Here is a 26,594-nt window from a genome sequence, read left to right on the forward strand (position 1 = left end):
ACGGGCGATTGGTACGCGGTCTGACGCGCGCTATATGTCGATGCGTCAGGAGGCGCTCTTCGGTGGTGTGGGCACAGGCTGAGCTGGGGTAACGCGGCGGAGGATGTGGGGAGTCACGTCATGGATGCCGGTGGGCGCGAGCACGGGCACGCGGTGTCCGAGCTGATGGAGTCGCGGGATCTCGCACGCAGATGGCAGGAGACGGGCACTGAAGCCGAACTGCGGCGTCGCACTGGATCACAGGACGACCTGGTCTCCACGCGGGTGCAGGACGATCGCTACTACACGGTCGACAGGCTCACTCTCGGCGGAATGACCGTGTGGGACGGGCACGGGGCGATCCTCACGCGCCTGGAGCGCTTGCTCGGGATCCGTACCCCGTGCGAGGAGCTCATCACGCGTGCGATGGACCGGCACCAGGGCCACGCGGCATGGGGAGAGGCCGCGATTACGCTGGCCGGACGACGCGAGCAGGAGAGCTGGACGGCCGCCGAGACCTTGCACGCCGATCCGGACCCGGCCCGCCGGGTGTTCGGCGCCGAGCTGATGTGCCAGTTCGAGATCTTCGGCGAAGACGTCGAGGAAGAGTTCTACGTCCGCGCCGTGACCGCCCTGGTCGACTGGTCGGAGGTGGAGACGGACAGCGCCGTTCTCGCCGTGGTGCCGGAGGGCCTCTACTCGTTCGTCGCACCGCGCGCCGAAGCGGCCCTCCTGGCGCACGCCGGACACCATCACGCCGGTGTCCGGCGCTCGGTGGCCGCCGGGATCCGCAGGCACCCGGACGGCCCGCACCTGTCCGACGGGGCTCGCGAGGCGCTCCTGACGCTGCTGGCCGACCCCGACGCGGAGGTTCGGCGCTCGGCCTGCTTCAGTGCCGCCGCGGCGGGGAGCGGTGATCCAGCCCTCACCGAGGTTGTCGCGGTCCTCCTCGACGACCCGGAGCGGCCGGTCCAGCTCGCCGCCCTGTACGGTCTCGCGATGCATGACGACGATCGGTGCGTGGCAGCGGCAGACCGTTGGGGCGGGCCGCGACGCGGCTTCGGCGAGCAGGAACGGGGCGCCTTCGAGTCGGTGTGGTGGTTCCAGCGGCAGCGCGAGGACCGCGGACGGGCCTGACGATCCACGCGTCGAGGGCGTCGTTGCGAGCGAACGTGACTCGGCCGGCCGGGTCGGCCGAGTCGACGTCGGGCCGGCCGGGTCCTGCCCGACGTCGACGGACGACCTGTCAGACTGCTTCGGTGTTCGAATACCGCCTGTGGCTGGCCGCAGTCCCGCACCCCCTCCCGGAAGCCGAAGCACGGATCTACTGGAACCTGAAGGAGCTCCCCACTCCGGCCTTCGACGAAGCGTTGGAGCAGGCGGACTACGCCTATGTCGGCTCCTGGCAGGACGAGCATCAGGGGGAGCTGCCGCAGTCGGGCCGCTGCCCTGCCGTCCGGATCTTCGACTGGCTGTTCTATCGCGGGACTGTCGACGTCCATCAGGCGCCGACTCTGGACGCCCGCCTGCGCGACGAACTCCTCGGGCTCTACCGACCCCGGCCGGATGACCTGCCCGCCGAATCAGCGGATGCCGACGAGTTCGCCGCCTTCCTCACGGCACACCTCGGCTGGAGCCTGCTGCCTGAGGAAGGACCCCCATCGACATGGCAGGCCGACGGGACGGCAGCGACGAGCCCACCCGATGGCCTGCCACTGGCCGACGCCGACGGGCCCGTAGCCCCAAGGTGAGCCCCGAGGTGAGCCCCTGCCCCGTGGAACCGGGTGTTCGAGACCGCACGTCCCCCCGTACATGCTGACCGCCCTGGGGATACTCTTCGCCGTCGCGCCCGCCGCCGTCTGGGCGACGCTCGCCCGCACCCGCGCTGTCGGCCTCGCGATCGGCGCCACGCTGCTCGCCGGGGCCGGTCTGCTGATCAGCGTCCAGCAGACCTGGATCTCCGCCCCCAGGCCCGACGCCCATCTCCTGTTCACGATCCTGGCGCCGCTGCTGGTCGCCTGTGGTGCGGGGCTGGAAGGCCGGCGGGAGGGCACCCCTCCCCCAAAGTGGATTTCCCTCCGGAACGGAGCGATCGGCATTCTGGGGACGCAATTCGGCCTCACCCTGGTGGTCGGCCTCTTGTACGCGCTGCTGATCAGCGAAGGCTCGGACGCCCCGCCGTCCAAGGCCCTCCCCACAATGCCACCAGGCATCAGCATGACCAGCGAAGGAATCGGCTGCGGGTCCGGCGGCTGCTGGCGCCTCGCGACGGTCGCCAGCGAGGACGGCCTGTCCCGCCCGGAGATCATCCGCACACTGGGCCTCCAGCGGGAGAGGTGTCGCGCCAACGGCTGGCTGCTCGACTGGCGCGACGTGTGCGTCGGGGCCCGGGACAACGGCGAGAACGTCACCATCTACGCCGGGTGGGGATAGCGACGGGCAGCTCCCCGAGTACGTAAGGACGTACTACCTCTTCTCGGTCGGGAGCCGTCCCCAAGTCCTGGCGGCGACCGTGCCGTCGGCGGTGAGCCCGTACGAGCGCGGGAAGCGCTTCACCGCGGACTCGGTCCCCGCGCCGAAGCAGCCGTCCACGCCACCGGAGCCCACTGGGTAGCCGTGGTGATCAGCAGTGCCTGAAGCGCCTCACCTTCGCGGAGGAGTCGCTGCGGTCGGTGAAGGCGTCGCTACGGGATCGGTGGCACGGTCAGCGGGGACGCCGGGGGCCGTGGCTTCTCCGGCTCCTTGGGCGGGGCGCACTCGTGTCGGGCTCGGATCACGGTCGTCCACGGCGCCGGGAAGAGCTCGCTGCCGCCGGGCGGGTACGCGTCGTCCCGGCCGACAGCCACAGCCAGTCCAGGAGAAACAGATGTCGACCGAGCAGGTCAGGAATTCTCCGTTGCCTTCGGAGGAGGCTTCGTCGGCGCGTCGGGCTGCTGAAGGCTCGACGCGCGACGTGGATATCGTCCTGTCATGACACAGGGATTCGAACTTGCTTCCTCTCTTGCCGGAGCCGTAGAAGGCCGTATGGGTGCGTGGCGCTTCATCCAGGGCTTCGCCACCCACTGGGCCGGCGCCCTGGAGAGCGGTGACGGGTGGGCGGAGGCTGATCTGGTCGCGGCCGAGGAGAGGCTGGGCGTCCGACTGCCCACGACATTGCGCGAGGCGTACCTGCTGTTCGGGCGCCGTACGGATCTGACCAGCAGATACGACGTGCTCCTCAGCCCAGCCGAGCTCTACTTGGATGAGGCCGGGGAGGCCCTGGTCTTCCGGCACGAGAATCAGGGCGCGGTGTCTTGGGGCATTCTCCTCGACTGCCTTGAGGATGACGACCCCGCGGTGTTCAGCCGGACCGATCTGGCAGACAAGAGCGCAGAGCGATGGGAGGGCTGGCTGGAGCGTCTTTCCCTCTGCTTCGTTGAGATCGTCCTTTCCGAATCTCTGCATACGGATGAAACGCTCTGCGACTACCTCGACTCCGACGACTCCGACGTCGAGTTGCTGGAGGAGAACTACGTCCGGTTGCCGTTCCCGGAGTATCCCATCGGTGACGAGCACAATGGAATCCGGTGGTTCCTGGGCCAGGACGCCCTGCTGCGCGACGACGCCGGCGCGGCCCTCTTCGCCCGCGGCCGGACGGCGGAGAGCCTCGACCGCGTTCGTGACCTGATCCCGGGAGACTGGATCAACGACTGTCGCTGATGCACGCCGTTCGGGCTGGTCCTGCTGCTGGGCGGGCGGGAGATGCGGGATCCGGCGTCCCTCTTCCCCCCCCGGCATGGACGTGGCTGTGGCGCTCTCCGACGGCCGTCTGCTCGTCACCCTCACCGACGTCGACTGGCCCGGAGGGGATCCCGCTTTCGCTCTCTGGACGGGCCTCACACGGCCGTCCTGATGTCGTCCTGCTCCTGTTCCTCTTCCGGTTTCGGTTTCGGGGCCGGTTGGCGGGGCGTGCGGTCCAGGTGGAGTTCGGCGGTGAACTGTGCGCCGGTGAGCAGGGACAGGTTGGACAGCCACAGCCAGATGAGGAAGACGACCACCCCGCCCAGTGAGCCGTACAGCCGGCCATACGTCCCCACCATCGACGTGTACAGGGCGAAGCCCGCGGAGACTGTGAGCCACAGGACGGCCGCCAGCGTGCCGCCCGGCAGGCTGTGGCCCCGGCGGCGGGCGGACGGCGGTCCCGTCCGGAAGACGACGACGACCAGGACCAGTACGAGGGACAGCATCAGCGGCCACCGGACCAGGCTCCAGACGACCGGCACCTCCGCGTCGAGGTGGAGCAGGGAGCCCACGCTCCCGGCTATGGGGCCGCTGAGGACGAGCACCAGCGCGCTCACGGCCAGCAGCACCAGCAGGACGAGGGCGGTCACGAGGATGCGGTGCGCCTTGCGCCACGGGGAACGGCGGTCGGGCACGCCGTGCATCCGGTGCAGCGCCCGCCGGAAGACGGCCAGGTAGCTGCACGAGGACCACAGGGCGCTCACCGCGCCCGCCGCCAGCAGCGTCCAGGTGGCGGAGTGCTGGGCCAGGGCTCCGTCGAGCAGCCCGCGCAGTTCCGTGCCCGACTGGCCCGGGGCGTAGCGCGTGACATGGGTGACGAACCGTTGCGCGGTCTCCGGGTCGATGAGGGCGAAGGCCAGGACGGTGACGAGCAGCGCCGGCAGGATCGCGAGGATCGCGTAGTACGTCAGGGCCGCGGCGTAGTCGGTGATGTCGTCCCGCCACATCGTGGCGGGCGTCCGGCGCAGGGCACGCCACCAGGCGCGGTGGCGTGCGGCACGGGCGGGCACGCGGTCGTGGCGTTTCCGAGGGGCGGGGTGGCTCATGGGTACGGGGCGCCGATCGTGTCGAGGGGTCGAGCGTCTCCACGCTACTTACCCGGAGCGCTTATCCCCTCGGGCCATCTGCCCATACGACCGTCTGGCCATCCTCCTATCCGCCTATCCGCATCTCCGACCATCCGCGATCACCGATCACCGATCGCCGACCCCAGGCGAGACCCGCCGCCCCACTGGCATACAGTCGCCGCTCGTGTCATCGCTTACGCATCCCGGTACCACCTCCGCCGCCTTCACCCGCATCAACGCCCGAGCCGCCGGCCTCCTCGGCGTGTCCAAGGACCGTTACGCCCACCTGCTGGGCATGGATCCCGCCCATCTGGCCGGGGACCGGTACCGGCCCCCCGCTTCCACCAACATCCGCATCTGGGAACTCATGGTCACCCAGGCCCCCTGGACCGAGGTCGCCCAGCTGATGATCGAGCAGACGGCGTTCGGGCAGCTCGGGGTGTGGGACTACCTGCTGACCTCCGCGCCGACGCCCGTCGACGGGTTCCGCGACGCCATGGACTTCATCGCGGGCGTCGCGGACGCCGGCAGCGACACCATGTTCGTGACCGAGGACGACAGGGAGATCACCCTCAGCCACGTGAACGCCGCCGACCTCAGCTACACCGCCGCGTCGGCCATCCGCGCGTACGCGCTGGCTCTCCTCCGCCACCGGCTCAGTACGGCGCTGGGAAGGGAGCTCGTTCCCGTACGGGTCGCCCTCGCCACCCAGGCGCCCCGCCGCCACGACGCCTTGTGCGCCCTGTACGGCACCCGGAACATCGAGTTCGAGCGGCCGGTCAGCTCCCTCACCTTCCGCGCCGACGACCTGCGGTGCCCGATGCCGAACTTCCAGCCCGGGCTGTCCGGCGTGCTGCGCAGGCACGCCGAGCTGACCATCGCCGCGGCGATCCCCCTGCACGACTGGCTCGCGCTGTTCCGCGTCGCGGTCAGGGACGCGGAAGAGGGGGACGGGAGCGGAGACGGCGGCGCGACGCTGGCCGCGACGGCGGCCCGGCTGGCCGTCAGCCCGCGCACGCTCCAGCGCCGCCTCGGTGAGCACGGCACGACCTGGACGGCCGAGATCCAGGACCTGCGTCGCGAAAAGGTCACCCGGCTGCTCGACTCGACCGACCTGCCCGTCGACGCGATCGCCGCGCGCAACGGTTACGCCGACGCCCGCACCCTGCGCCGGGCCGTGCTCCGCTGGACCGGGCACACGCCTTCGGCCCTGCGCCGCCACCCCGGGTCCGGGTCTGGATCCGGACCCGGGTTCGAGGCGTAGGCGCACAAGGGGGCGAGGTTCCCTGAGGCAGCGCCCCCACGTGCCCCCACGTGCCTCTTCGCGCCGCTCCACGCCCCTCGTGTGCGGGCGGTCGCGGACGGCCGCGCCCCCTGTTCGAACGCGCCCAGGCGCCGATCTCCTGGCTGATCGCGTCAACTTGCGGCTGATTCCAGTCGGAAACCTGGGTTGTTCACCTGGTGTTACGCAGGGGACATCACCTGCCCGTATTACTGTTCGTTGACCCAGGCATGAACTTGCTTTGGTGAATCGTGTTGACGACGGGAACGTCGAGAAACGACGAGGGCAGAGGGAGGGAAAGTGCGTACGACGACGTCCACCGGACGCGCCGGAACGGCGCCCGCGCTCCTGCCCGCCCTCGTGCTCGCGCTCCTCCTCGTCGTGAGCTGCGGCGGCTGGAGCCCCGCGGCGGCGGCGCCCGGGCCTCGCCCGGGCGAACCGCAGCCGCGGGTCCTCGCGGCCGCCCCCGCCCCGTACGAGACCGCGCCCGCGCAGCACTGCGAGAACAGCGCCACCCACGGCCGCGCCGCGGCCCGCCACCAGGGGCGCCGGTGCGCGCTGCCGCACCGCGCGGCCCCGTGCCCGGCGGACCACGCCGAACTCCGGCCTGTACCCCTCGTCCTGGAACAGTCGACGACCGACGACGACGGCGCCGCGCGCACGAGACGGCACCACGCCCACGGCCCCGACGTCGCACACGCGCAGTCCCCCGCACCCGCCGCACTCCAGGTTTTCCGCTGCTGACAGGCAGGACCGCACACGAAGCCGTCCTGTCAGCCCGACGCGCCCCCACGCGCGCCAGGAGGAATACACGCCATGCAGCCCCTCATCGACCACGCCCGCCGGTTCGGACAGCGCCCTGAGGAGTTCGCCCCGTTCGCCCAGGGCCAGTCCCCCGCCGCCCTCTTCATCACCTGCTCCGACTCCCGGGTCGTCCCGGCGCTCATCACCGGAGCGCGCCCCGGCGAACTGTTCGAACTGCGTACGGCGGGCAGCATCGTCCCCCCGTACGCTGGAGCCGCCCCCACCGGCGAGACCGCCACCATCGAGTACGCCGTCGAGGTCCTCGGCGTCCGCGACGTCGTGGTCTGCGGCCACTCCCACTGCGGCGCCGTCGGCGCCCTCGTCCGCGGCGACGACCTCAGCGCCGTGCCCGCCGTGCGGGACTGGCTCGCGCACGCGGCCCCCGAGGGCACGCCCGGGCGCCCCGACGACCCGGCCGTCGCCGACGCCGTACGCGGCCACGTCCTCGCCCAGCTGCTCCGGCTGCGCTCCTACCCGTGCGTGGAGCGGCGCCTGGCGGCCGGTGAGCTTCGCCTGCACGGCTGGTTCTACGAGGTGCACACCGGCGCGGTCAGCGCGTACCGATCCGAGTCCGACTCGTTCGAGTCCCTGTGAAGGGGGAGTTCCGCATGCTGCCTTCCCTCTCCCGATTCCCCTATCTGCGGCAGGACTTCGCCGCCTCTCTCGTCGTCTTCCTCGTCGCGCTCCCGCTGTGCGTGGGGGTGGCCGTCGCGTCCGGCGTGCCCGCCGAACTCGGCCTGATCACCGGCATCGTCGGCGGCATCGTCACCGGTCTGATGCGCGGCAGCAGCCTCCAGGTCTCCGGGCCGGCCGCCGGTCTGACCGTGCTCGTGTTCGAGGCGGTCCGCGCCTTCGGCCTGGCCGCGCTCGGCGTGATCGTGCTCCTGGCCGGACTCCTCCAGATCGTCATGGGCGTCCTGAAGTGGGGCCGCTGGTTCCGAGCCATCTCCCTCTCCGTCGTGGAGGGGATGCTGGCCGGCATCGGGCTCGTCATCATCGCGGGGCAGCTGTACGCCGCGGCGGGCGTCGCCGCCCCCGCCTCCGGGCTCGCCAAGCTGGCCGGGCTGCCCGCCGCCCTGGTCACCGCCCTGGGCAGCACGACCGCCCTGGTGTCCCTGGCCGTCGCCGCCGGGACCGTGCTGGTCATGGTGACCTGGCGGCGGCTGCCCCGCGCCGGGCGCGCCGTCCCCGGCGCGCTGGTCGCCGTCGCGCTGGCGGCGGGCCTGACCTGGCTGTTCGACCTGCCGATCGCCACCGTGCGGGTCGGCGACGTCTTCGACGCCGTCCACCTGCCCGGTGCCGACGCCCTCTCCGGGCTCGCCGACCCGGCGCTCCTCGGCACCGTCCTCGCGTTCGCGCTGATCGCCTCGGCCGAGTCGCTGTTCAGCGCCGCGGCCGTCGACCGGCTGCACGCGGGCCCGCGCACCCAGTACGACCGGGAGCTCGTCGCGCAGGGCGTCGGCAACACCCTCTGCGGCCTGCTCGGGGCGCTGCCCATGACCGCCGTCATCGTGCGCAGCTCGGCCAACGTGCAGGCGGGCGCCCGCACCAAGGCGTCCCGGGTGCTGCACGGCCTGTGGCTGCTGCTGTTCGCGGCCCTGCTGCCCGCGACGCTCGCGTACGTGCCCCTGGCCGCGCTCGCCGGCATCCTGGTCCACGCGGGCTGGAAGCTCATCCCGTTCCGGGCGGTCGCCACCCTCTGGCGCGGACAGCGCGGGGAGGCGCTGATCCTGGTGGTGACGGCGGTGTCGATCGTGGCGGTCAACATGTTCGAGGGCGTCCTGATCGGCCTGGTCCTGTCCGTGGCCAAGGCCGCCTGGGACGCCTCCCAGCTGCGCATCGACCGCAAGGACGAGGCGGCGGGCGGACCGGTCAGGGTCCGTCTCTCCGGCACCATCACGTTCCTGCGCCTGCCGAAGATACTCGACGCCCTGGAGGCGCTGCCCCACGACCGGCCCGTCGAACTGGACCTCTCCCAGGTCCATCATCTCGACCACGCCTGCCGCACCGCCCTGGAAGCCTGGGCCGCCCGCCACAGCCCCCAGCACCCGGACGCCGTCCGCCTCCACGCCCTGCCGGCCGGCGGCCGGGCCTCCGAACCAGCCGACTCGTCCCGCTGACGTCCCGTCGTCGGCCTCGTCCGCCTCGTCCGCCGGGCCCCGACGGCCCGGCGGACGCCGTGCGTCGACGGTCGCGCGCGCGGACCGTGCCGCGACCGGGGCCTCAGGGAGCCGGGGTCGCCCGCTCGCGGCAGCGGGTCGCGGCCGGGAGGTCGCCGATCGTCTCGTAGACCTCGGCCGCGCGGGCGTACGTGTGGCGGCTCTCCGCGGTCCGGTCGGCGTCGGACAGGTGGGCGGCCAGGGTCTCCAGGGCGCCCGCCTGCACGTAGGTGGGGTCGAACGCCCGCATGAGGGCGATCGCCTCGGTGAGCGTGCCGATCGCCTCGTCGCGCCTGCCGAGGGCGCCCGGGCAGCGGCCGAGGTGGGCCAGGGTGTCGGCGCGCAGGTTGGCGGCGATGCTCGGGGTCAGGCCGGAGTCGGCGTCCGCGATCAGCGCGAGTCCCTCGTGGTAGCGCTCGATGGCCTCGTCGTGGCGCCCTCTGTCGCGCAGGCAGTGGCCGACGTTGATCGTGCACGACAGGTACGCCTCGGCGTCGCCGAGCGGCCGGACCAGCTCCACCGCGCGGATCGCGGAGGCCACGGCCTCGTCGAAGCGGCCCAGGCGGCGCTGGGCGACGGCGGTGTAGCCGTGCGCCCAGGCGATCTGGGCCGTGGCGCCCAAGCGGGCGGCGAGGTCCACGGCGGTGGTGGCGTGCCGCAGCGCCGTCTCGGGGTCGTTGAGCGGGATGGCGTGCACCCAGGCCAGGTGGTTCAGCTGGGTCGCCTGCTGCGCGAGGTCGCCCAGGTGGGCGGCAGCGTCGGCGCCGAGGGTGAAGACCTCCTGCCAGTGTGGGCCGTGGACCCACTGGTCGGAGAACCAGTGCATCGCCTCGGCGCAGTCCAGGACCAGCGCGTACGTGCCGTCGGCGGAGGCGGTCCGCAGGGCGCCGAGCCAGTTGTCGACGTTCCGGCGCAGCCATCTGTCGGCTTCCTCCGCGTCGGAGGGGGTGAACGGGGATGCGGGGGATGCGGGGGATGCGGGGGCTGCCGGTGCTGCCGGTGCAGCGGCGGTGACGTCCGGCGTCGTCGCATCCGGCGCGCCGTACCCGGGCTCGAACCACCGGCCCGCCAGCGTGGCCGTGCCGAGCAGCCACGCCGTCACCCGCACGGTCAGCGCCTCGCGCTCGGCCGCCGGCTCCTCCGCGTACAGCCGCTCGCGGGCGAACAGCCGGACCAGGTCGTGGAAGCGGTAGCGGCCCGCCGCGCCGTCGTGGAGCAGGCCGAGGTCCACGAGGTCGTCCAGGGCCTCCCACGCCTCGCCCCGCGCCATCCCGCCCGCGGCGCCGGCCACGGTCGCGTCGAAGTCCGCTCCGGGCACGAGGGCGAGCCGCCGGAACATCCGCCGTGCGGGGGCGGCGAGTTGCTCGTACGAGAGCCCGAAGGCGTTGGCTATCTTGAGGTCGCCCGCCGTCATCTGATCGAGTCTGCGCTCGTCGTTCGCCAGCCGGGCGGCGAGCTCGGCGGCGTCCCAACGGGGGCGGCTGAAGAGCCGGTTGCCCACGATCCGCAGCGCGAGCGGCAGGCCCCCGCAGAGGTCCGCGAGCCGGGCGAGGGCGCGCGTGCCGTCCGTCGCCGAACGTTCGCCCAGGATGCCCGTCAGCAGGTGCATGGACTCCGCCGCCGGGAGCGGGCCGAGGGCCAGCCTGCGCACGCCCTCCAGGCCCGGCAGCAGGCGCCGCGTCGTCAGCAGCGCCCGGCCGGTGCCGCCGCCGGGCAGCAGCGGGCGCACCTGCTCCTCCGAGGCGGCGTTGTCCAGGACGACCAGGGTGCGCCGGTCCCGCAGCAGCGACCGGTAGAGCGCCGCCCGCGCCTCCGTGTCGCCCGGGATGCGCTGCTCCGCGACGCCGAGGGCCCGCAGGAGCTGCCGCAGGGCGTCGTCGGGGGCCACGGGGCGCTGCGACATGCCGAGCAGGTCGAGGAAGAGCACCCCGTCGGGGAAGCCGGGCCGCACCGCGTGGGCGGCGCGCAGGGCGAGCGTGGTCTTGCCCGGGCCCGCCGGACCGGTGATGACTCCCACTACGCCGGCCCCCGGGTTGTGCTCGGCGCGCACAAGCTCGCCCACCCAGGCCGGCTCCGCCGCGCGGCCGGTGAAGTCGGCTATCGCGCGCGGCAGTTCGCAGAGGCCGGGTTCGCGCTGCCAGTGGTCCCGCAGCCGGCCCTCGCGCGCCAGCTCGATCAACCGCGCCCGGTCGGCGGCGCCGAGCACCAGGGCGTCCGCGACCGCCGCGACCGTGCGGTGCTGGGGCCCCGGCTGCGGCCCCGTTCCATGTCGGACAGGGTGCGAGCGCTGACCCCGGACGCCTCGGCGAGCTGCTCCAGGGTCAGCCGCGCCGCGCGCCGGTGGCCCCGCAGCGCCTCGGCGAATCCGGCCGGACCCGACACGGCGGTCATCACGCCCATGCCCTCCTTCTCCACGGCGGAACCGGCGCCCGCCGCGAAACCGCGTCAGCCTAGTCGGCCGACCGCGAGCGGCTCCATCCCCCCGGGCTCCTCCCGGGCTCCTCCCGCGGCTCTCCCTTAGCTCCCCCGTACCTCTCCCGCATCTCTCCGGATTTCTCCGGTGGGCCGGGGTTAGGGTCGTTGCTGGTCGCTGGAGAGAGCCTAGGTGAGGAAGCCGATGACGTCCGCTGAGCAGTATTTCGGCCCGGATGGCCTGCGCCGGTTCGACCACGGCGGGCTCGCCGGGGCGCGGCTCCCCGAGGCGAGCCGGCTGATGCTGACGGAGACGGGGGTACCGCGCGGTGTGCTGCCGTACTTCCGGAGCACGGCTCCGAGCGAGCCCGTCGCGCTCGACACGTTCGCGGTCCAGCAGGGGCAGCCGAGGCCGCCGGTGGAGATGGGGAGTTGGCCCCGGATCGGCGGTGACGGCGGGGCACACCTGTGTGTGCGTCCGGACGGGGCCGTGCAGGCGGTCGTCCTGTGGGACGTGGCGGACGACATGTTCGTGAACACGGACGCGTCGACGTTCAACGCCTCGCTCCAGGCCCTGGACTCGGCGCTGCCCGAGCTCATGACGGCGGCCGGTCTGATGGAGGCGGCGGAGGTGTTCCGGCGTCTCGGCGCGGAGCTGCGGCGGATCGATCCGGCCGCGTTCGCGCAGCGCGAGAGCTGGTGGCCCCGGGTCCTCGACGACGTCCGGCACACCGTCAACTTCCCCTTCGCCGCGACCTTCGAGTACGAGGACGAGCACGGGGCGCCGCACACCGTCACCGAGTCCGCAGGGCCGGGGCTGCCACATCCCGAGCAGGCCGTCTGGAACCGGCTGGCCGGCCTGGGCGTCCCGGCCTCCCGCGTCCGGCGCGTCCACTGCGAGCTGGAACCGTGCGCGATGCCGGGCCACTACTGCGCGCTGTGGATGGCACAGACGTTCCCGCACGCCGAGTACACCCACAGTTTCGACTACGGGGCGACCGCCGAGTCGCGCGAGCGGGGGCTTCAGGAGCTGATCGTCCACTCCGCGCGCCCGCCGGAGCGGCCGTGACCGCGTGGGACCGGCCGGAGGGAGGCCGCGAGCCCGCGGCGGCGGCCTTACTCGGCTGGCTCGCCGATCCCGGCGCGCCGTCCCTGTGCCTGGTGTCCGGACCCCCCGCCTGCGGGAAGTCTTCGCTGCTGGCGTGGCTCATACGCCATGGCAGCCGTACGGGCACGGCCGCCGAGCGGACGGTGCACGCGGTCGTCCCCGTCGCGGCCCGCTCCGTCGCGGGGTCCGTGTGGGCGCTGGCGGAGCAACTGGGGATCGCGGCGGCAAGCGGCGGCGAGCTCGCCGGGCTGCTGGCGCGGGACGGGCGCCGGACCGTGCTCGTGCTGCCGAACGCCGAGCGGGAGTCCGTGGCCCGGCTGGCCGTGCTGCTGGCGGACGCGCCGGGGGTGCGGGTGATCGTGGAGGCCCGGACCGGGAGCCCGGCCCACCGGGTCCTCGGCGGTGACCGGGCGGCCGTACTGGATCTCGGGCTGCCCCAGTGGACCGATCCGGAGAGCCGCGCGCGCCGGCCCGCCGCCCTCCCCTCCGCCCCGCCCGGCGCCGCCGCGCCCGACGACGTGCCCGCCGGCTTCGATCCGGCGGACGGCGCCTCCCTGTGCGCCGCCGACCCCCAGCACGTCACCGCGCTCCTCGAAGCCGAGGACCCGGCGGCCACCCGCGTCCCCGGGCTGCGCGCCGCCTGGTTCCGCGCCGGGCCCGCCCTCGTACGGGACACGGCTCCGGCGGAGCGCGCGGTCGCCCTGCTGCTCGCGCTCGGCCCCGACGGCGATCCGGGGCTGCGCACGAGCCTGGAGGCCGTGGCGGCGGGCGCGTCGTGGCGGGTGAACTGGCGGCTCGCCAAGGGGAACCCCGTACCGCCGTGGCCCGGCCCCGTCGTCGCCCTGGCGCCCGCCGGAGGCGAGGGGCCCGGCGCGGTGCTGGCGCTCGATCCGGCGGGGACGGTCCGCCGCCTCGCCGTGGCGGACGGCGCCCCGCTGGGCAGGCTGCCGGGTGCGGCACCCGCCTCGGGGGCCTGCGTCCTGTCCGACGGGTCCGTGCTCCTCCTCCACCCGGCGGGCGGCATCGGCGTCGAGGCCGCCTGGTCCACGCATACCGCCTCGACGGGCATCGAGGCCCTGCTCCAGGAGCGCCGGCCGGCCTCCGACGCCCTCGCCTCGGCGCTGCGCGGGCGGCGGGGGACCGCCCTCGTCTCGGGCGCCGCCCCGGGCGGTGACGTCGTGGCACTGGGACGCTCGACCGGAGAGGTGCTCGTCGCGGGGGCCGCCGAGGGACAGGTGCGGCTGCACGACGGGCCGGTGACCGCCGTCTCGGTGGTCGCGGTGCCCGTGAACGAGGCCGAGTCCGCCGTGCTGGTGTACAGCGGCGGCGCCGACGGGGCGGTCCGGCTCTGGGTGCCGGGCGGCGCGCCGATGGACGGTGCGTACCGGCGCCGTTCCTGCGCGGTGGCGGCCGTGCACGCGGCGCGGACCCCGTACGGGCCGCTTCTCGCGGTCGCCTGGTCCGACGGGCTGCTGGAGCTGTGCGCGACGGCCTCGGGCCGGGTGCGCGCGTTCCACGCGGGGCGCCCGGCCCGCGCGGTGTGCGTGACCCCGGCCGGGGAGGTGCTCGTCGGACTGGACGACGCCCTGGTCCGCCTCTCCCCGGACCTCCTGGACACCGACGGCGTCCCGATGCCGGTCCGTGCAACTGACTGACCCTCAATTTCCATCCTGTACAGATAGTTGACGCCGTCGACCCGCACCGCCGAGGGTGGATGGCGACCGTCTGTTCGGGGGGACACACATGGGGAAGAAGCTGCCCGGCGACCTCGTCGAAGTCCTGGACCTCATCGGGGTGGACTGGCCCCAGATCGACGAGGACGAGGTCAGGGCGTCCGCCAAGGACTACCGGCATCTGGCCGAGGGCATCCGCGACGCCATCAAGGAAGGCAACAACGCCTGTTCCCACATCGTCGCGGGCAAGAGCAAGGGCGAGACGGTCACGGCGATCGACCTGCGGTGGGGGAAGCTGACCACGCGGGACCTCACCACCTTCGCCAACGGCTGCGACACGCTCGCCGGGGCGCTCGACGAGTGCGCCGGGCTCATCGTCGGCTGCAAGATCGCCATCATCACCAAGCTGAGCGCGACCGCGGCGGCGGCCACGGCGGGCGTCATCGGCATGATCTTCTCCGCGGGCCTCAGCGCCCTGCTGTCCGCCGCCGCGATCGCCGCGGCCCGCATCGTGATCCAGGAGGCCATCGACTACGCGGTCGGGGAGATCGCGTCGATCGTCACGGACAAGATCGAGGCGAAGGTCCTCGCCGAGATCGAGAAGCTCTTCACCCGCCGACTCGGCGGCGGGACCGCCGACGACGCGATGCCGCAGGGCGCCGCGGGGATGGCGCAGGACCTCGTCATCGAGTTCGACGAGTTCGACCGCGCGGCGGGCGACTACCGCAAGACGGCGGGCAACTTCGACAAGAAGAGCGGCGAGTTCAAGGGCAAGGGCGGGAACCGCAAGGCATCCGTGCGCAAGGACAGCCGGTTCCACAAGCTGGCCGTGGTCATGGACAAGGCGGAGGAGGCCGTCGAGAAGAAGGCCGACGAGATGGTCAAGACCCTTGAGGACCACGGCGGCAAGATCGACAAGAGCAAGACGAGCCACAAGGACCACGACGACGACGTCAAGGAGGAGCTGGAGAAGTGCGGTGACGACAAGGAGGTCCCGATGTACCTGCTGAACGCCGACGGTTCGGTGCAGCGGCTCAACTACAACGGGACCACCAGCGCGCTCGACCCCGGCGACAAGTCCGGGATCTGGGACGTCGTGGAGAAGGACGGCACGGTCTGGCGGCCCGCAGACCGTGAGCGGCACCCCTATACCGCCCCGGTCGGCAAGGGCAACCCCAAGGTCACGTCCACGAAGATCGCGCCCGGCAGCACCGATCTGTCCCGCGCGACGGAGATCGCGCGGTACGCGAAGGACGACTACGGGGGCACCAACTTCGCCGCCGGCCGGTACATCGACCCGAAGACGGGCAAGCCGATCATCCTGGTCGGCGACAGCGAGGGCCCGCACTCCGAACGCACCATCGGGTACCCGCTGCTCAAGAAGAACCTGGAGGCGAACCTCACCGCCGTCTACACGGAACGCGAACCGTGCCAGCTCTCCCCCAAGTGCGACCAGTGGTTACACAAGCACTTCCAGTCGAAGAACCCCGCCCTGGAAGTCACCCACACCAACAGCTACGACCAGTCGAACAAGAGCCTCTGGGACCGGGACAAGGAACACCGCGCCTACATGACAGCATTGGAGGCGAAGCAGAAGTCCCAGGGACATCCGTAGGAAGGCCGACCCGTGCTGATCGACATCCGAGCCGACCAGGTGCCCGCCACGTTCGGGGCGGCCGGGGTCACCTACTTCCCCCGGTACGCGGGCAGCCGTCTGCACGCCCCCACCGCCGGCTTCCTCGCGACGGTGGGCCTGCCGTCGGGCAAGCTGTTCTCCACCAAGGTGGACCTGGGCGAGTACGAAGAGCCCGCCGCCCCGGACCGGCTCTCCCCCGGCCTGTCCTGCCGTCCCTCCCTCCAGGCCGCCTTCGACGCCGAGGGGGCGGCCCTCCCCGAGGAGGCCGCGTCGTGGGAGATCCTCGGGGAGTTCCAGTACGCGACGGTCGCCCTCGACCCCGCCTCCGGGAAGGTCTACTCCTTCGCCGAGGGCGAGGAGTTCCCCGTCCCGATGCACGCGGACGTCTCCTCGCTCGTCCACGCCCTCATCGTCGTCGAGACGGGGGTCGCCGAGCTCCGCGAGCTCCCCCACCGCGACGACCTGGCGCGGGCGGCGGCCGTGGAGGAGCTCAGGGCGCGCATCACGAGGGTCGACGAGACGCCGTTCGCGAGCGAGGACGGCGCGTGGAGCGCCTTCTTCGAGGAGCTGGCCCTCGGCATGTGGGGCTGACGCCTCCGGCGCCCCGGGCCGTCCGCCCCATCAGGACCTTCCCAGTGCCCGCTCAGCACCCCGCCAGCCGCGCCAGGTTCCCCGCCGACTCCGTGACGACCCTGCTCACGTTGCCGATCGCCGTCGCCCGGTCCACCGGGCTCTTCCCCGCCGCCTGCGACGGGGCGCTGACCGTGACCGTGATGTACGGCGCCGTCGAGCCCATGCGGGTCGCGCAGCCCGGTGGGAGCTGGGCTTCGGCCGCGTCGGGGAGGGCCCAGCCGGTGGTGCCGGCGGGGAGGGGGGTGGCGCCCGCGCGTGTGGTCACCGGGGTTCTGCTGTCCTGGACGATCAGGGAGTAGACCTGTCTCGGGGTGCCGTCGCTCGCCGCCGTGGCGCGCTGGAGCAGGCACATCCTGAAGACGGCGTGGTCGCCCTCGCCCTTCTTCTCGCGCTCCGCCGCGCTCACCGCTCCGCCCTGGCCGTCGTCGATCAGGGCCGCCGTCCGCGGGGTGAGGGAGCCGAAGCAGAGGGCGGACTGTCCGGTCTGGCCGGGCTGCGGGGCCGGCCACAGGAGGTAGGCCGTCAGGGCCGCCGCTGCCGCCGTCGCCGTGGCGGCGGGGATGACGAAGCGTTTCGGCGGCATCAGTAGCGCTCCCCCATGTGCAGGTCCGCGGCCTTGATGCCCATCTGGTACCACTCCTGCGCGGTCCGCTGGAGGCCGCGCTCGAACTCCTGCGTGCCGTCGTCGAACAGCTTGGGGTCGAGGTCCCGCTCCCTCGCCGTCTCGCGGAGCATGGTGAGCATCTGCCGCTGGCCGTTGTCGTAGTGGTTGATCATGTTGTTGCGGGTTTCGGCGTCCACCTTCGCGTTGAGGCCGTTCATGTAGTCGGCCGTCGACACGTCGATGGAGCGCTGGATCACGTCACCGGCCCAGGGGATGCCCGTGAACGGGGCCCCGATGACGTGGTAGTTCATCATCTTGTTCCAGGCGTTGGCGTCCTTCTTCGCCTGCCCGAGGTCGAAGATGACGTCCCCGCGTACGCCGTCAAGGGTGCCGAGGACCGACGAGGACTGGGCGACCCAGGACCGCATCACCGGGTCCTCCGTGCGGTACGACTCGACCGGGAAGCGGTCCAGGCCCTCCGCGACCACCGCCGTCTGCGAGGCGTGGATCGCGCCGAACGCCTGGGGGTCCTCGGACACCGAGCGGATGATCCGGATCAGGTCACCGCGCGAGACGGTCAGGTCGTTGAAGGCGGTGGGGTTGTCCATGTTCTTGCCGAGGATCTCGTTCACGTCCGAGCCGTAGGAGCCGATCATCTCGCCCATGGCCATGCGCAGGGAGACGGGAACGGCGCTCGGGTTCTTCCGGGTGTCCTCGGCGTACTCGGCCAGCATCCGCTCGAAGATCGCGGACTGGGCGCCGTCGTGACGGGTGCCCACGGGGCTCATGTCCGTGCCCGGCGGGCGGCCCGTGGCCGCGGCGTCGACGGCGGCGGCGAACTCGGCGCGGGCCGAGCTCCGCTGGGTGTCCTCGGGCATCTTGTCCTGGACGTCGGCGCCCGGCCACTTCCGGTCCTCCAGGAAGTACTTCAGGTTGTCCGTCGTGTTCGGGTCGAAGTAGTGCGTGGCGGCGTCCGGGTTGCGGCTCATCGCGTTCAGCAGGCCCTTCATCGGGTCCTGCTGGGTGCCCTGCCAGTGCTCCATGACGCCGTCGTACGCGTTCTTGCGGCCCGTCTCCCACTCGCGGATGCCGTTGCCGACCTGCGTCAGGAACGCCTCGCTGTAGACCGGGTCGTCCTTGTCCTTGCGGAACTGGCTGTCCTTGGGGTCCTTCGGGTCGTACGGGGCGTCGCCGGCGTCCGCGGCCATGAGGCCGGTGAGCTCGTTCCAGCCGGTCGCCCCGCCCGGCAGCGCCCCGGGGTGCCGGTCGGGCAGGCCGTTGCCGTTCCGGGCCGTGGCGAGGAGCCGCTGGGTCCAGTCCGCGGGGACGCCGCCGGGGGTGCCGAGCGGGGAGTCCGGTCCGGTCGCGGTGGCGAGGCTCGCGGACAGCGCCTTGTACAGGCGGGCGTCGGTCGCCGAGACCTGCCCGTCGCGGCCACCGTGCTCCAGGCTGCCGGCGAGCAGCAGCAGCGCCTCCTGGTCCTCGCGGCCGAAGTAGCCGAGGTTCGTCATCAGCTCGGTCGTGAACGCCGGGACGTCCTTGCCGCCCTCGACGAGCTCCAGGAGGCGGGCGCGTTCCTTGTCGTCCAGGTGGTCCCAGCGGGCGTACAGCCCCGCCGCCTCGCGGCCGTTCGCGGCCTGCCGCTGTTCGTCCTCGCGCTGCCTCCTGGCCTCGCCGATGTCGCGGGGGCCCTTTTCGGCGAAGTCGTTCGGGTGGTTCCTGACGAGCGCGCGCAGGCCCCACGCGCACAGCTCGTCGGCTTCGGCGGCGCGCTGGAGGATGCCTTCGAGCTTGCCGCGCAGCGCGTCGAACTGCGCCTGGGTGGCGACGGGTTCGGTACTTCCGGCCGGGCGCCGGTCGGGGTGGATACGGTGGCTGAGGACCCCGTTCGGGTAGATGGTGATGCCCGGCGGCGGGTTCTCGTAGGCGGCCTTGAGGTCGTCCTGGGCGGTCTTCAGGAGCGTGTGGGCGTCCTTGAGGAGGTCGCGTACGGACTCGGCCTCGGCGACGGCGTCGCCGAACTCCTTCGCGGTCTTGCCGACGAACGCCTTGGTGACGGTGGCGTTCTCGCCCCGCCAGGTGGACGTGTCGGCCTTGGACTTCATGGCCGCCGCGTCGGTCCGGAGCGCCGTGAGCTTGGCGATCATCTCGGTCCACTGGGTGGCGGCGGCGTCCATCGGGCCGAGTCGCGCGTTGAGGAGCTGCTCGAAGGTGGGCATGGCGGGATCGGCTCCTTACCGGAAGTACCTGTCGATCTGGGAGGCGGGCACCGAACCGTCCGTGCCAGGAAGCCCCTCGGCGGGCGTGCCGACGCTCCGCAGCTGCGCCGCGATCCAGACATCCTCGGCCTTGTTCGAGCGCTGGGTGTGGGCGAGGTGGTTGGAGATGTGCGCGCACGCCTGGAGGAGGGTCTTCACCTGGGTGTCCCAGGTCCTCGTCACCTCCGTGAGCGCGGCGCCGGAGGCGAGGCCGTCGCCCGTCAGGCTGCTGCCCGCGCTCTCGCTGGCGGCGGTGGCGTGCTTGCCGGCCGGTTCGAGTCCGCTGAAGAGGCCGTACGCGGCGTGCCCGACGTCGCCGAGGTCGTCGTCCTCGACCACGTAGTCGGCGGAGCCCTTGGCCGGCGTCCCGCCGCCGGTGTTGTCGACCTGGTTCAGCCGCATCGCCACGGTCGCCTTCTCCGTGGCCCACTCTCTGTCGAACGACATCGTCGACACCCCCGTGTCCCTGATGGTCTTTTGGCCCTGGTGGCGCTGACGCACCATCGGTGACGCTAGCCGGGTGACCTTCGTCCCGCCAGGGGTGATCGTTCCGGGTGGCGAATTCTTGACGGGTCAAGGGGAGTTCCGGCTTCTTTCACGACCCTCGACGCGCGGGCACTTATGTCCAGTTTTAAGGACTTTAATCCTCGTTAGGGCCCTAGGTCCTTAAGTTGATGAAGATCAAGTAACGCCCCTTCCAGTCGTAATAAGCATCTTGTGAGTATTTGGTGCCCCCCACGTGGGGCACCCCCTGCCCGCGATACGAACGAATGGATGGATGGGCCTCATGACCTTGGGTCACCCGCTGGATCGCGCGACCGAGCGCCACAGACCATGGACGGGGCGGAGCCTCAAGCACCTCGCGGGCACGCTCGCGCTGCTGATGACCGCGGGCCTGGCGGAGGGCGGCGCCGCTTTCGCCGCCGAACGCGAACCCGCGGCCACCGCCGTCACCGAGGCGGCCGACCTCGCCTCCGCGCGGACCGCCGCCAAGCTGTCCGGCAAGAAGGTCGAGGCGCTGTCCGAGCGTTCGGAGACGTCCACCACCTGGGCGAACCCCGACGGCAGCCTCACCTCCGAACTCTTCGGCGGCCCCGTCCGGTTCGAGCGCGACGGCGCCTGGACCGACGTGGACGTACGGCTGCGCAAGGCGCCCGACGGCGACATCGAGCCCGTCGCCCACCCCCACGGCCTCGAACTCTCGGCCGGCGGCGGTGGCGCCAAGCCCCGCTCGCTGAGCGCCGCCCAGCAGGCCCCCGCGCACGACCTGGTCACCCTCGGCGAGGGCGACCAGCAGATCACCCTCCAGTGGAAGGGCGGCCTGCCCGCCCCCCAGCTCAACGGCACCCGCGCCCGCTACCCCGAGGCCGTCCCCGGCGCCGACGTCATCGTCGACGCCACCCGCACCGGCTTCGAGCAGTTCGTCGAGATCAAGCGACGCCCGGACACGGACGCGTACACGTACACCCTGCCGCTGCGCACCCAGGGCCTCGACGTCCAGGAACAGCCCGACGGCAGCCTCCTCTTCGTCGACGGCGAGAAGAAGCGCCAGGCGGTGATGCCGGCCCCGCTGATGTGGGACGCCTCCACCGACCCGGTCTCCGGCGAGCACACCCGCCGCGCCCCCGTCGCCATGAAGGTCGTCAGGACCGACGACGGCGTGGACCTCGTCCTCACCCCCGACCCGGCGTTCCTGGCCGACCCGGCCACCACGTACCCGGTCACCGTGGACCCCTCCACCGGCAGCCTCGGCAACGTCTTCGACACGTACGTCCAGCAGGGCGAGACCCGCGACTGGTCCACCGACACCGAGCTCGACCTCGGCAACCCGGGCACCAAGAACGCCAACGGCACGCCGCGCACCGCGCGTTCCTTCATCACCTGGAACACCGCGCCGATCGCCGACTCCCTCATCTCCTCGGCCACGCTGTCCCTGTGGAACTTCCACTCGGCCAACACCGACTGCAAGGCGTACCCGTGGGAGGTCTGGGCGACCGGCAAGGCGTCCACCGCCTCCCGCTGGACCGCGCAGCCCGCGTGGACGGCCAAGCGGGCCACCTCCACCCAGACCACCGGCAACCCGGGCTGCTCCACCCAGCCCGACGGCTGGATCACCGCCGACGTGAAGACGCTGGTGCAGGAGTGGGCCTCGTCCAAGGAGGCCACCTCCGGGATGGGTCTGCGGGCCACCTCGGAGACCGAGGTCGCGCAGTGGAAGCGGGTCAACTCCGCGAACGCCGCGCAGAACCCGCCGAAGCTCTCCGTCACGTACAACTACCGGCCCGGTATCGGCACCAAGCAGGAGGCGGGTCCCCCGTACTTCTCCTACGGCGGCGCCTACATGGTCAACACGGTGCGGCCGGTGCTGCGCGACACCATCACCGACAAGAACGGTGACAAGGTCAACGCCACCTTCCAGATCTTCGACTCCGTCACCGACCAGCAGGTCGGCGGACTGCTCGTCTCCCCGTACGTGGCCTCCGGGCAGCCCGCCGCGGTGACCGTCCCGGCGGGCGTGCTCACCGACGGGCGCACGTACAAGTTCCGCAGCAACTCCTACGACGGCACGCACTACAACACGGCGTGGTCCGCGTGGAAGACCTTCACCGTCGACACCCGGGCCCCCTCCGCGCCCGTGTCCATCACCTCCAAGGACTACCCGGCGGACCGCTGGGCCGGCGGCGCGGGCAAGCCCGGCACCTTCGCCGTGACCCCCGCGTCGGCCGACGTCAACTGGCTGGAGTGGTCCCTCGACGGCACTACCTGGACCAAGGTCTCGCACACGAGTGCCGCGACGGCGAACCTCTCCGTCACCCCGGCCACCGACGGCACCCTCACCCTGCGCGTCCGGGCCGTCGACAAGGCCGACAACCGCTCCGAGGCCGCCGAGTACGCCTTCGACGCGGGCCCCGGCGGCGTCGCCCAGCCCGGCGAGGGCACCCGGATCGTCCGGCGCGTGCCGCTCGTCGCCCACGCCGACGGCCGCGTCTTCGACCAGGTCTCCTTCTCCTGGCGCCGCTCCGAGGCCGACCCCTGGCAGCCGATACCCGCGGCCCACGTCAGCGGCGCCGAGCCCGGCGGCGTGACCTGGCCCGTGCCGCTGACCGGCGGCAAGAACAAGCAGCTGTCCTGGGAGGCCACCCGGACCGTCGACCCCGACGGCACCATCCAGCTCAAGGCCGACCTGACCGGACCCGGCGGCGCCAAGGGCGCCACCGCCCCCCGTACCGTCGTCGTCGACCGCAACGCGAGCGGCGCCGCCACCACCGACGTCGGCCCCGGCAGCGTCAACCTGCTGACCGGCGACTACGCGCTCTCCGCGAGCGACGTCTCCGCGTTCGACCTGTCCGTCAACCGCTCCGCCTCCTCCCGGCGCCCCGACGCGGGCACCAAGCAGACGGGCCAGGCGCCCATCTTCGGCAAGGAGTGGGTGGCCGGCACCGCGGCCGAGACGACCGACTCCGACTACGCCTACCTGAACCGCCTGTCCGACACCGCCGTCGATGTCGTCGACGCCGAGGGCGACCCCATCCACTTCACCGCCAACGCGGCCCGCGACGGCTGGGTCGCCGAACCCGGCGCCGAGGACCTCGTCCTGCGGGGCTCGGTGACCGGCACCTTCACGCTCTCCGACCCGGAGGGCACCGTCACCACCTTCACCCGGGCCGACGCCACCGCGCCGACCTGGCAGGTGTCGTCCACGCTCCTCAACGGGCTCGCCGCCTCCGCGACCACCGTGGTCTCCGAGACCGTGACCGTCGACGGCGTCAAGCTCGCCCGCCCCAAGCGGGTCGTCGCGCCCAGCTCCGCGACCACCGCCGCCGCCTGCACCTCGACACCCAGCACGCGGGGCTGCCGCGCGCTGGAGTACGTGTACGCGACGGGCACCACCGCCGCCGGCGACACCCTCGGCGACGTCAAGGACCAGGTCAAGGAGATCAGGCTCTGGTCGACGGAGCCCGGCGCCGCCGCGGCGACCGCGAAGACCGTCCAGACCTACCGCTACGACGCGCGCGGCCGGCTCCGCGAGACCTGGAACCCGCTGGTCTCGCCCGCCCTGAAGACCGCGTACGACTACGACGACGCGGGCCGGGTCACCGGTCTCACCCCGCCCGGTGAGCAGCCCTGGACCTTCGCGTACGGCAGCGGCGGCCAGGACGCCACCGCGGGTGACGGCAAGCTGCTCCGCGCCTCCCGCCCGGCGCTCGCGCCCGGCAGCGCCGACCGGGTCGACGGCACCGCCGCGACCAGCGTCGTCTACGGCGTGCCGCTGACCGGGGACCGCGCCCCGTACCCGATGGGCGCGCGGGACGTCGCCGCCTGGGGGCAGCTGTCCGCGCCCACCGACGCGACGGCCGTGCTGCCCGCCGACGCGGTGCCGTCCGCGCACGCCGGCGGCGAGCTCGCCAAGGCCGCCTACCACCGGGCCACCGTCCGCTACCTGGACGTGTCGGGCCGCGAGGTGAACACCGCCGAGCCGGGCGGCCACATCAGCGCCGCCGACCACGACGAGAACGGCAACGCCGTCCGCGAGCTGTCCGCGGCCAACCGGGCGCTCGCGCTCGGCGCCGACGCGGCGGACCGCGAGCTGCTCGCGGACCTCGGGATCGCCGGGCTGCCCGGCCCCGAGCGCGCCGAGCTGCTCGCCACCCGCTCCGTCTACGACCGGGCGGGCACCCGGGAGCTGGAGGAGCTCGGGCCGCTGCACCGGGTGGACCTGACGGCGGACCTGAAGTCCGGCGGCACCGTCCACACCGCGGCCGGCGAGTCGGTCACGGCACGGAGCTGGACGGTCAAGGAGTACGACGCGGGCCGCCCGACCGACGGGTCCGCGAGCATCCGCGACCAGGTCACCCGGAGCACCAGCGGCGCGCAGGTCCGCGCGCACCCGGAGGTCCTCGCGGACCCGAGGGTCACGGAGACCGCGTACGACTGGACGAAGGGCCTGCCCACGCGGTCGGTCCAGGATCCGGGCGGCCTCGCGCTGGCCACCGGCACCGAGTACGACGAGCAGGGCCGCAAGACCAAGGAGGTCCCGCCGGGTTCGTCGGGCTCCGACGCGGCGGCCCGGGTCACCTCGTACTGGTCCGCCGCCGGTTCGGGCGCCTGCGCGGGCCGGCCGGAGTGGGCCGACCAGCTCTGCTCGGTCGGACCGGCCGGGACGGTCGGCGGCGGCCATCCGGCGGAGCTGCCGACGACCACCACCGAGTACAACTGGTGGGGCCAGCCGGCGAAGGTCACCGAGACGGCGAACGGCGTCACCCGCACCACGACGACCACGTTCGACGCGGCGGGCCGCCCCGTGACCAGCAAGGTCACCGGCGGCGTGGGCCAGGCGGTGCCGGAGTCGACCACCGTCTACGACCCGGCGTCCGGCCGGGAGGTCAAGACGGTGTCGCCGACCGGCGGCACGATCACCAAGGCGTACGACACGCTCGGCCGCCTCGTCTCGTACACCGACGCCGACGGCGGCGCGACGACGACCTCGTACGACCGGCTCGGCCGGCCCGTGGAGGTCCGCGACTCGGTCCCGTCGACGGTCACGTACGCCTACGACACCTCCGTCGAGCCGCGCGGCCTCGCCACGTCCACGACGGACTCGGTCGCGGGCACCTTCTCCGCGCGCTACGACGCCGACGGCGGGGTCACCAGCGAGCGGCTGCCCGGCGGCTACACCCTCACCCAGAAGGAGGATCCCACCGGCACGGCGAGCAGCCGGGTCTACACCCGGGACCGGGACGGCCTTGAGCTCGTCTCCGACACCGTCAGCGAGTCGATCCACGGCCAGGTCACCCAGCACTCCGGCTGGTCGCAGCAGAGCTACGGCTACGACGCGACGGGCCGGCTGACCCGGGTCGAGGACACGGTGGAGTCGGTGTGCACCACGCGGGCCTACGGCTTCGACAAGCGCACCCACCGGACCTCGCTGACCTCCGCCGCCGCGGCCAAGGGCGCGGACTGCACCGCGGCGGGCGGCACGACGACCCGCACGGGCTACGACGGCGCCAGCCGGATCACGGAGCCCGGGTACGTCTACGACGCCTTCGGGCGCACCACGTCCGTGCCGGGTCACGGCACGGTCGGCTACTACGCGAACGACCTGGCGTACCAGCAGACCGCGGACGGCAAGCGGCAGACCTGGCAGCTCGACGCGGCGCACCGGTTCCGCTCCTTCACGGTGGACCGGGACGCGGCGGGCACCTGGCTGCGCGAGAAGTCCAAGCGGAACCACTACGACTCGGACGGCGACAACCCGCGCTGGATCGTCGAGGACACCGCGTCCGGCGCCCTGACCAGGAACGTCGACTCGGCGTCGGGCGACCTCGCCGCGACCACCGGCAAGTCCGGCGACACGGTGCTCCAGCTGACGAACATCCACGGCGACGTGGCGCTCCAGCTCCCGCTGGACGGTTCGGTGGCGCCCGTGGCGCTCGACACCGACGAGTACGGCGTGCCGCGCGCCGGGCAGGAGCAGCAGCCGCGGTACGGCTGGCTCGGCGGCAAGCAGCGCTCGGGCGAGACCCTGACCGGTCTGAGCCTGATGGGCGTCCGCCTGTACGACCCCTCCACCGGGCGCTTCCTGTCCACGGACCCGGTCTACGGCGGCAACGCGAACCCCTACGACTACGTCAACGCCGACCCGGTCAACATGTTCGACCTGGACGGCAAGTGGGGGATGCCGAAGTGGGCCAAGAAGGCCGGCGGCTTCGTCAAGCGGAACATCGGTACCATCGCGACGGTGGCCTCCGTCGCGTCGATGTTCGTCCCCGGTCTCGGGATGGTCGCGCTCGGGCTGAACGCGTACAGCGCGTACCGCTCGATCCGGTCCCGTGACTACGTGGGGGCGGCGATGACGCTGCCGGGCATCGGCATCGCGGGCAAGTCGCTGCGGATGGCGTCGAAGGCGAAGAAGGCGAAGCGGGCGTACGGCGCCGCCAAGAAGGCGCGTGTCCGCACGACCAGCTCGACGAAGCGCGCGGTCGCCAAGGCCGGCAACCGCTACCGCTCGGCGGCGGGCAAGGCGACCCGCTGGGGCCGCTACGACGCCCGGTACACCGCGTTCGGCACGTACTACGCCGCGGGCCAGACGCTGTGGAACAACCGTGCACTGGCAGTGGGGCAGCATGGGCGGGCTCTTCGCCGCCTCCTGCCTGCTCCTGCTCCCGCCGCGGATCGGGTGGATCCTCTTCGGCCTGACC

The 26,594-nt window shown here is 72.7% G+C and carries 20 protein-coding genes; 13 read left to right on the forward strand and 7 right to left on the reverse strand.

The window, feature by feature from the left end; translation table 11 throughout:
- Positions 1-120 precede the first annotated feature (120 nt).
- The 3 genes from AB0C99_RS32460 (at position 121) to AB0C99_RS32470 (ending at position 2,412) form a co-directional block, all read left to right on the forward strand.
- Positions 121-1,116 carry a hypothetical protein gene (locus AB0C99_RS32460; protein ID WP_362482903.1) on the forward strand — a complete coding sequence of 332 codons (996 nt, stop codon included), beginning with the start codon at positions 121-123 and terminating at the stop codon, positions 1,114-1,116.
- 122 nt (positions 1,117-1,238) lie between these two features.
- The gene (locus AB0C99_RS32465) at positions 1,239-1,730 is read left to right on the forward strand and encodes a hypothetical protein (RefSeq protein ID WP_362482905.1); all 492 of its coding nucleotides are present in this window, start codon (positions 1,239-1,241) and stop codon (positions 1,728-1,730) included.
- Between the two features lie 61 nt (positions 1,731-1,791).
- Entirely contained in the window at positions 1,792-2,412 is a 621-nt protein-coding gene (locus AB0C99_RS32470; protein ID WP_362482908.1) for a hypothetical protein, read from the forward strand.
- A 33-nt stretch (positions 2,413-2,445) separates the two neighbouring features.
- On the opposite strand, the gene AB0C99_RS32475 is transcribed toward AB0C99_RS32470, so the two are convergent.
- Positions 2,446-2,586: a peptidoglycan-binding domain-containing protein gene (locus AB0C99_RS32475; protein ID WP_362482911.1), complete on the reverse strand. Its 141-nt coding sequence runs from the start codon at positions 2,584-2,586 to the stop codon at positions 2,446-2,448.
- Positions 2,587-2,949: 363 nt separating this feature from the next.
- Here AB0C99_RS32475 and AB0C99_RS32480 point away from each other — a divergent pair, with 363 nt between their 5' ends.
- Complete coding sequence (locus AB0C99_RS32480; RefSeq protein WP_362482914.1) at positions 2,950-3,678, forward strand: SMI1/KNR4 family protein; 729 nt, start codon at positions 2,950-2,952, stop codon at positions 3,676-3,678.
- A 176-nt stretch (positions 3,679-3,854) separates the two neighbouring features.
- Here AB0C99_RS32480 and AB0C99_RS32485 read toward each other — a convergent pair whose 3' ends face one another.
- Positions 3,855-4,706, reverse strand: a complete 852-nt coding sequence (locus AB0C99_RS32485) for a YihY/virulence factor BrkB family protein (RefSeq protein WP_362482957.1) — start codon at positions 4,704-4,706, stop codon at positions 3,855-3,857.
- A 304-nt stretch (positions 4,707-5,010) separates the two neighbouring features.
- Here AB0C99_RS32485 and AB0C99_RS32490 point away from each other — a divergent pair, with 304 nt between their 5' ends.
- From AB0C99_RS32490 to AB0C99_RS32505, 4 genes are all read left to right on the forward strand, one after another.
- Complete coding sequence (locus AB0C99_RS32490; RefSeq protein ID WP_362482916.1) at positions 5,011-6,090, forward strand: helix-turn-helix domain-containing protein; 1,080 nt, start codon at positions 5,011-5,013, stop codon at positions 6,088-6,090.
- Between the two features lie 318 nt (positions 6,091-6,408).
- Positions 6,409-6,852: a hypothetical protein gene (locus AB0C99_RS32495; RefSeq protein WP_362482919.1), complete on the forward strand. Its 444-nt coding sequence runs from the start codon at positions 6,409-6,411 to the stop codon at positions 6,850-6,852.
- Positions 6,853-6,924: 72 nt separating this feature from the next.
- Complete coding sequence (locus AB0C99_RS32500) at positions 6,925-7,506, forward strand: carbonic anhydrase (protein ID WP_362482922.1); 582 nt, start codon at positions 6,925-6,927, stop codon at positions 7,504-7,506.
- Positions 7,507-7,520: 14 nt separating this feature from the next.
- A complete protein-coding gene (locus AB0C99_RS32505; RefSeq protein ID WP_362482925.1) occupies positions 7,521-9,032 on the forward strand; it encodes a SulP family inorganic anion transporter in 1,512 nt (503 codons plus the stop codon).
- Between the two features lie 103 nt (positions 9,033-9,135).
- Here AB0C99_RS32505 and AB0C99_RS32510 read toward each other — a convergent pair whose 3' ends face one another.
- On the reverse strand, positions 9,136-11,277 hold the full coding sequence (locus tag AB0C99_RS32510) for a tetratricopeptide repeat protein (protein ID WP_362482928.1): 2,142 nt from the start codon (positions 11,275-11,277) through the stop codon (positions 9,136-9,138).
- Entirely contained in the window at positions 11,247-11,471 is a 225-nt protein-coding gene (locus AB0C99_RS32515) for a helix-turn-helix transcriptional regulator (RefSeq protein WP_362482931.1), read from the reverse strand. Before AB0C99_RS32515 ends, AB0C99_RS32510 begins: the two co-directional genes overlap by 31 nt.
- A gap of 217 nt (positions 11,472-11,688) precedes the next feature.
- Here AB0C99_RS32515 and AB0C99_RS32520 point away from each other — a divergent pair, with 217 nt between their 5' ends.
- The 4 genes from AB0C99_RS32520 to AB0C99_RS32535 all read left to right on the forward strand — a co-directional run bounded on the left by AB0C99_RS32520 (position 11,689) and on the right by AB0C99_RS32535 (position 16,491).
- Entirely contained in the window at positions 11,689-12,552 is an 864-nt protein-coding gene (locus AB0C99_RS32520) for an SUKH-4 family immunity protein (protein ID WP_362482933.1), read from the forward strand.
- Positions 12,549-14,246, forward strand: a complete 1,698-nt coding sequence (locus tag AB0C99_RS32525; RefSeq protein ID WP_362482936.1) for a hypothetical protein — start codon at positions 12,549-12,551, stop codon at positions 14,244-14,246. The genes AB0C99_RS32520 and AB0C99_RS32525 overlap by 4 nt, the downstream gene beginning before the upstream one ends.
- 88 nt (positions 14,247-14,334) lie before the next feature.
- The gene (locus AB0C99_RS32530) at positions 14,335-15,879 is read left to right on the forward strand and encodes a nucleic acid/nucleotide deaminase domain-containing protein (protein ID WP_362482938.1); all 1,545 of its coding nucleotides are present in this window, start codon (positions 14,335-14,337) and stop codon (positions 15,877-15,879) included.
- A gap of 12 nt (positions 15,880-15,891) precedes the next feature.
- Positions 15,892-16,491, forward strand: coding sequence for an SUKH-4 family immunity protein (locus tag AB0C99_RS32535; RefSeq protein ID WP_362482941.1), 600 nt, complete (start codon positions 15,892-15,894; stop codon positions 16,489-16,491).
- 52 nt (positions 16,492-16,543) lie between these two features.
- Here the strand turns inward: AB0C99_RS32535 and AB0C99_RS32540 are convergent, their stop codons facing one another.
- The 3 genes from AB0C99_RS32540 to AB0C99_RS32550 are packed head-to-tail and all read right to left on the reverse strand — an operon-like array spanning position 16,544 to position 19,842.
- The gene (locus AB0C99_RS32540) at positions 16,544-17,116 is read right to left on the reverse strand and encodes a hypothetical protein (protein WP_362482943.1); all 573 of its coding nucleotides are present in this window, start codon (positions 17,114-17,116) and stop codon (positions 16,544-16,546) included.
- A complete protein-coding gene (locus AB0C99_RS32545; protein WP_362482946.1) occupies positions 17,116-19,356 on the reverse strand; it encodes a DUF6571 family protein in 2,241 nt (746 codons plus the stop codon). The genes AB0C99_RS32540 and AB0C99_RS32545 overlap by 1 nt, the downstream gene beginning before the upstream one ends.
- Positions 19,357-19,371: 15 nt before the next feature.
- Positions 19,372-19,842 carry a hypothetical protein gene (locus AB0C99_RS32550; protein WP_362482949.1) on the reverse strand — a complete coding sequence of 157 codons (471 nt, stop codon included), beginning with the start codon at positions 19,840-19,842 and terminating at the stop codon, positions 19,372-19,374.
- Positions 19,843-20,278: 436 nt separating this feature from the next.
- Here AB0C99_RS32550 and AB0C99_RS32555 point away from each other — a divergent pair.
- Positions 20,279-26,594 (forward strand): DNRLRE domain-containing protein (locus AB0C99_RS32555; protein WP_362482960.1); only part of this gene is annotated, 6,316 nt, incomplete at its 3' end.

The sequence above is a fragment of the Streptomyces sp. NPDC048659 genome (genome assembly GCF_040650575.1).
Classification (GTDB): domain Bacteria; phylum Actinomycetota; class Actinomycetes; order Streptomycetales; family Streptomycetaceae; genus Streptomyces.

Coding starts and splice junctions, on each gene's coding strand:
- AB0C99_RS32515 (WP_362482931.1), bottom strand. CDS start 11,471: ATGGGCGTGATGACCGCCGTGTCGGGTCCGGCCGGATTCGCCGAGGCG.
- AB0C99_RS32550 (WP_362482949.1), bottom strand. CDS start 19,842: ATGTCGTTCGACAGAGAGTGGGCCACGGAGAAGGCGACCGTGGCGATG.
- AB0C99_RS32485 (WP_362482957.1), bottom strand. CDS start 4,706: ATGTGGCGGGACGACATCACCGACTACGCCGCGGCCCTGACGTACTAC.
- AB0C99_RS32545 (WP_362482946.1), bottom strand. CDS start 19,356: ATGCCCACCTTCGAGCAGCTCCTCAACGCGCGACTCGGCCCGATGGAC.
- AB0C99_RS32520 (WP_362482933.1), top strand. CDS start 11,689: ATGACGTCCGCTGAGCAGTATTTCGGCCCGGATGGCCTGCGCCGGTTC.
- AB0C99_RS32505 (WP_362482925.1), top strand. CDS start 7,521: ATGCTGCCTTCCCTCTCCCGATTCCCCTATCTGCGGCAGGACTTCGCC.
- AB0C99_RS32530 (WP_362482938.1), top strand. CDS start 14,335: ATGGGGAAGAAGCTGCCCGGCGACCTCGTCGAAGTCCTGGACCTCATC.
- AB0C99_RS32470 (WP_362482908.1), top strand. CDS start 1,792: ATGCTGACCGCCCTGGGGATACTCTTCGCCGTCGCGCCCGCCGCCGTC.
- AB0C99_RS32500 (WP_362482922.1), top strand. CDS start 6,925: ATGCAGCCCCTCATCGACCACGCCCGCCGGTTCGGACAGCGCCCTGAG.
- AB0C99_RS32480 (WP_362482914.1), top strand. CDS start 2,950: ATGACACAGGGATTCGAACTTGCTTCCTCTCTTGCCGGAGCCGTAGAA.
- AB0C99_RS32460 (WP_362482903.1), top strand. CDS start 121: ATGGATGCCGGTGGGCGCGAGCACGGGCACGCGGTGTCCGAGCTGATG.
- AB0C99_RS32540 (WP_362482943.1), bottom strand. CDS start 17,116: ATGCCGCCGAAACGCTTCGTCATCCCCGCCGCCACGGCGACGGCGGCA.